Genomic DNA, 4,967 nt, shown 5'->3' on the forward strand with positions numbered 1-4,967 from the left:
GCAATACCGCATAATTCTAAGTGCCGATACGGTGAGCGAGGTGCGGCAGATGCTAAGCCAAAAGCGCAGATAATACTTTGTGTATTATCGAGTATTTTGGCAACGCAGATGCCGTGCCGCAGCCGCCGGAGCGGTGCTTAAGCCGTCAGGCGGGAATTGTGCGGTATTGCCTAAGCATAAAGGCAAGTCTATAGCCATACACAGCCCGCACAGGCCGTAAAATTTACAAAGTTTCCACAAATTGCCCAAAAATACAAAATCGACGAAAATGCGATATATTCCACAAGGCACCCGCTGCACGGAATCTTGACGGGGCGGGCTTCCTATGGTACATTATTAAATGTATCGTTTTGCCCTGGGGTGTAGTGTACCATTTTGCACGCCATGGCCGGGAAGTGCTGTATTGCTTTAGGAGCGCTATTCATGATCGATTTTGAACATGTTACCAAAGTATATGAAACCCAAAATGATGAAAATGTGGCGTTGGAAGATATCAACATCCACATTGATGAAGGGGAATTCGTTTTTATCCTGGGCCATTCCGGCGCGGGCAAATCCACATTCCTCAAACTGATCCAGATGGAAGAAAAGCCCACCGAAGGCAAAATTTATATCAATGATCAGGACCTGACCACCATCAAGCGCCGCAAGGTGCCTTATCTGCGCCGCCAGATGGGCGCGGTGTTCCAGGATTTCCGCCTGATCCCCACCATGACGGTGTACGAGAACGTGGCTTTTGCCATGCGCGTGACCAACATCAATAACAAAACCATCAAGAACCGTGTACCGTTCGCCCTCAGCCTGGTTGGCCTGGAGGATAAGATGGACCGCCTGCCGGATGAGCTTTCCGGCGGCGAGCAGCAGCGCGTTGCCGTGGCCCGCGCCCTGGCCCATGGCCCCAAGCTGATCATTGCGGACGAGCCTACCGGCAACATTGACCCCGAAATGAGCATGGATATCATGCAGCTGTTCGAGGCCATCAATAAAGTGCATATCACCGTTGTGGTTGTTACCCATGAGCATGAGCTGGTGCACAAGCTGGCCGCCAAGTATAACAACCGAATCATCACGCTGGCCAACGGGCATGTGGCATCTGATACCGCCCACCCCGAAGTGGCGCAGGAGTACGAAGAATGGCTTGCTGCCCGCCAGAACGATGATGAATACGAGTATGAGGATTAAGGAGGGGTAGACCATGCGTTTTTCCAGTTTTACCTACCTCGTGGGGCAGGGCCTGCATAACCTCAAGGCAAACAAAATGATGACACTTGCCTCTATGGGCGTGTTGATCGTCTGTATGATTTTGGTTGGCGCAGCATTTTTGTTCGGCGCTAATATTGATTCCATGGTGGCCTATATCGGTGAGCAGAACGAAACGGTTGCGTTCATCAATGATGACGCTGATACCGCCGCCGTGGAGGAAGCCATCCGCAGCATTCCGCATGTGGCCGGGGTGGAGTTCATCTCCAAAGACCAGATGCTGGACGAGTACAGCCAGCGCCTGGAAGGCTACACCAACCTGAAAGAGATGTTCCAGAACGATAACCCGCTGCTGGCCAACTATGTGGTGCGTGCCGATGACCCGGCCAACATCTCCAGCGTGGCCGCAGCATTACAGAATGTGGACGGCGTGCGCGCGGTCAACTCGCCGCAGGCCATGTCAGATCTGTTTGTTTCGCTGCAAAAGGCGGTTACTTATGTCTGCTATGGCCTGGTCATCGTGCTGGCCATCGTCAGCGTGGTGGTCATCAGCAACACCATCAAAATTACCGTGTTCAACCGCCGCAAGGAGATTGGCATTATGAAGCTGGTTGGTGCAACCAACGGCTTTATCCGGTTCCCGTTCTTTGTGGAGGGTGTTACCTCCGGCCTGATCTCCGCGCTGATCGCTTCCGCCATTGTGTGCGGCGGATACTATGCCGTGTATGAATGGTACGGCAAGAACCCCACCAACCTGACGGCAATGTTTGGCGGCACACTGCTGCCGCTGCAGGACCTGTGGTATTATGTTGTGCTGGGCTTTATGCTGTTTGGCTTTGTGCTGTGCGGCATTGGCACTGCAACCAGCATCCGCAAACATCTGCAGGTCTGAGCACCCGGCGCTTGCCTTGAGCTTTTTGAACCGCCAAAACCCGTTTTACCCGCATCCCACCAAAGGGGGAAAGTTGAAAATGTCCATTGCCATCCGCCGCAATGTGCGGCGCGCAGGGGCTGCGCTGATGGCTGCCGTGGTTGCCGCGGCGCTGTGCCTGAATGCTGCCATGCCGGCCCATGCCGATGATAAGCAAAAAGAGCTGGAAAACAAAAAGAACGAGCTGCAGTCGGAACTGAACCAGATCCGCCAGCAGCTGAAAGACGTTGCCAGCGATAAAGCCGAAGCCGAGCAGCAAAAACAGCTGCTTGTGCAGGAGAAAAACACCATCAAGGGCCAGATCAATGCGCTGAATGACCAAATTGATGATATCAGCGCACAGATCGTGGAAAAAGAACAGCAGATCACCGATAAGCAGGCTGAAATTGACCAGAAGCAGGCAGAATACGATGACCGCTGGGCAAAATATAAAGAGCAGGTCGTCAGTATGCAGATGCTGGACCAGGGCGGCGGTATTGCGCTGCTTTCCACGGCGGAAAACATTTATCAGCTGCTGACCTTTGACCAGGTGCTGCAGGATATTTCGGATGCCAACACCCAGGCCTGCGAGGATCTGGAACAGCAGGGCATTGAGCTGACCAACGAGCGCACCCAGCTGGAAGAAGCGAAGGCATCGCTGGAAGCGGACGAAGAAGAGCTGCAGAACCAGAAAAGCCAGCTGGACAGCAAAACCCAGGAGCTGGCCAGCAACATTCAGGCCCAGGATGCCAGCATCTCCGCTGCCGCAGCGCAGGAGCAGGCTCTGGAAGAAGCCAAGAGTGATAAACAGGCAGAGTTCGATAAGGCTGCTGATGAATATGACGCTTACCTGAAATCTCTGATTGCCCAGACCCAAAGGAACTACGCCAATGCGCCCATCAGCTGCTCGCTGAACTTTATCTGCCCGCTGCCGAGCTATAAGTATATCTCCTGCCAGTATGGCAGCGGCGGCCACAAGGGCGTTGACTTTGCCGCGCCCGGCGGCACCAACATCCGCGCTGTGGCAAGCGGCGTTGTCACCGTGTCCGGCTGGCACTACAGCTATGGCAACTATGTCATGATTTACCACGGCACCGACGACCAGGGCAACACCTATGCTACCCTGTACGCCCACATGAACAGCACCCCGCCGGTCAGTGTGGGCCAGAACGTTTCGCAGGGGGATGTCATCGGCCATGTTGGCACCACCGGCAACTCCACCGGCAACCACCTGCACCTGGAACTGCGTGTGAACGGTGCGCGCACCAACCCGCTGAACTATGTTCCGCACTAATGTTATGGTGTAGCTGAAAAAGCGCCAGCCGACACTTTATTTTCAGTTATGCCTTAGGCCTGACAGCCTGAAGGAGATCAATTTCGATGAACCAGCAAAAACATAAGCTTGTTGTGCGCATTGTCTGCCTGGTGATCGCCGTCTTGATGGTGGCAAGCCTTGCCGCAACGGCGTTTATGGCACTGCTTTGATCCGGCAGCAACGCACAACTTTTACGCAAGGGAGCACATTTTCGCTATGAGCAAAAAAGTCAGTCTTGGTGTGGCCGCAACCGTCACGCTGATTGCAATGGCCGTGACCTTTTCCATGACCATGACCGTATCCATGAACATGTTCAACAATACGGTTTCCAGTGTTAAAAACAAGGAGCGCATGTATAACAAGCTGTCCGAAGTGGACCGCTATGTGCGCGCCAATGAGTACTTTGATATCAACGATGATACGCTGAACGATACCATTGCATCCGGCTATATGCTGGGCATCAGCGACCGGTACGCCCGCTATTATTCCGCCAAGGCCTACAGTGAAAGAGTCGGTCTTGCCAATGGCCGCCTGATGGGCATTGGCGTTGCCGTTGTCAAGGATCCGTCCTCCGGCTATGCGCGCATTATCCGTGTGTATGATAACACCCCCGCTACCAACGTTGGTCTGGAAGTCGGCGGCTTTATCACCGCTATCGGCGATACCAGCACCCGCAGCATGAGCGATACCGCCGCCATGACCTCCGCCCTGTTGGGGGAGGAAGGCAGTACCGTCAACATCAAATACCTGACCCCCCTGCGGGAAGAGCAGAGCTTTGAAATTATCCACGCCAACTATACCACCCCCAGCATCAGCACGGTGCGCCTGATGGATAACGGCGTTGGCTACCTGCGCATTGATTCCTTTACCTCAGGCACGGCGGTGGAATTCCGCAATGCTGTCAACAGCCTGACCAACCAGGGGGCTACCTCGCTGATTTTTGACCTGCGCGATAACAGCGGCGAAAACCTGAACGCTGCCCTTGTTGCCACAGATTACTGCGTGCCCTCCGGTCTGATTGCCCAGAGCCAGGATAAGGGCGGCAATGTGGCAGACCTGCGTATGTCTGACGAAAACGAGATCAACCTGCCCATGGTCTGCCTGGTCAACGGCAGCACGGCATCCGGTGCGGAGCTGTTTGCCAACGCTCTGCGTAAAATGGCCGGGGCTACCATCGTGGGCAGCACCACGGCGGGCAAAGGTGTTCTGCTCAGTGACCCGCAGAGCCTTTCGGACGGCAGCGCGGTGGTAATCACCGTGGGCATTCTGCTGGATAACGAGGGCAAAAACTGGAACGGCACCGGCCTGACCCCGGATGTGGATGCCAGCCTGACCAACGATGAACAGAGCAGCTATTACGACTTTACTGTCGATAACGACCCTCAGATCACCAAGGCTATCAATGCCATTTCCGGCGCCAATGGCCAGTAAGCGGGCAGGGGAGACCCAGCCTGAGATATACCCTAAGGCAACACCGCACAATTCCCGCCTTGCGGCTTAAGCACCGCTCCGGCAGCTGCGGCACGGCATCTGCGTTGCCAA

General features: G+C 54.8%; 4 protein-coding genes. All 4 read left to right on the forward strand.

What is annotated here, in order from left to right; all coding sequences use genetic code 11:
* Nucleotides 1-423: 423 nt before the first annotated feature.
* The 4 genes from ftsE (at nt 424) to C4885_RS15455 (ending at nt 4,856) form a co-directional block, all read left to right on the forward strand.
* Nucleotides 424-1,182: a cell division ATP-binding protein FtsE gene (gene ftsE, locus C4885_RS15440; protein WP_114001187.1), complete on the forward strand. Its 759-nt coding sequence runs from the start codon at nt 424-426 to the stop codon at nt 1,180-1,182.
* Nucleotides 1,183-1,195: 13 nt separating this feature from the next.
* A complete protein-coding gene (ftsX, locus tag C4885_RS15445; RefSeq protein ID WP_114001188.1) occupies nt 1,196-2,092 on the forward strand; it encodes a permease-like cell division protein FtsX in 897 nt (298 codons plus the stop codon).
* A gap of 79 nt (nt 2,093-2,171) precedes the next feature.
* Entirely contained in the window at nt 2,172-3,404 is a 1,233-nt protein-coding gene (locus C4885_RS15450) for a murein hydrolase activator EnvC (RefSeq protein ID WP_158538930.1), read from the forward strand.
* A 237-nt stretch (nt 3,405-3,641) separates the two neighbouring features.
* Nucleotides 3,642-4,856, forward strand: a complete 1,215-nt coding sequence (locus tag C4885_RS15455; RefSeq protein WP_114001190.1) for a S41 family peptidase — start codon at nt 3,642-3,644, stop codon at nt 4,854-4,856.
* The last annotated feature ends 111 nt before the right edge of the window (nt 4,857-4,967 follow it).

The sequence above is a fragment of the Subdoligranulum sp. APC924/74 genome (assembly GCF_003324125.1).
Classification (GTDB): Bacteria; Bacillota; Clostridia; order Oscillospirales; family Ruminococcaceae; genus Gemmiger; species Gemmiger qucibialis.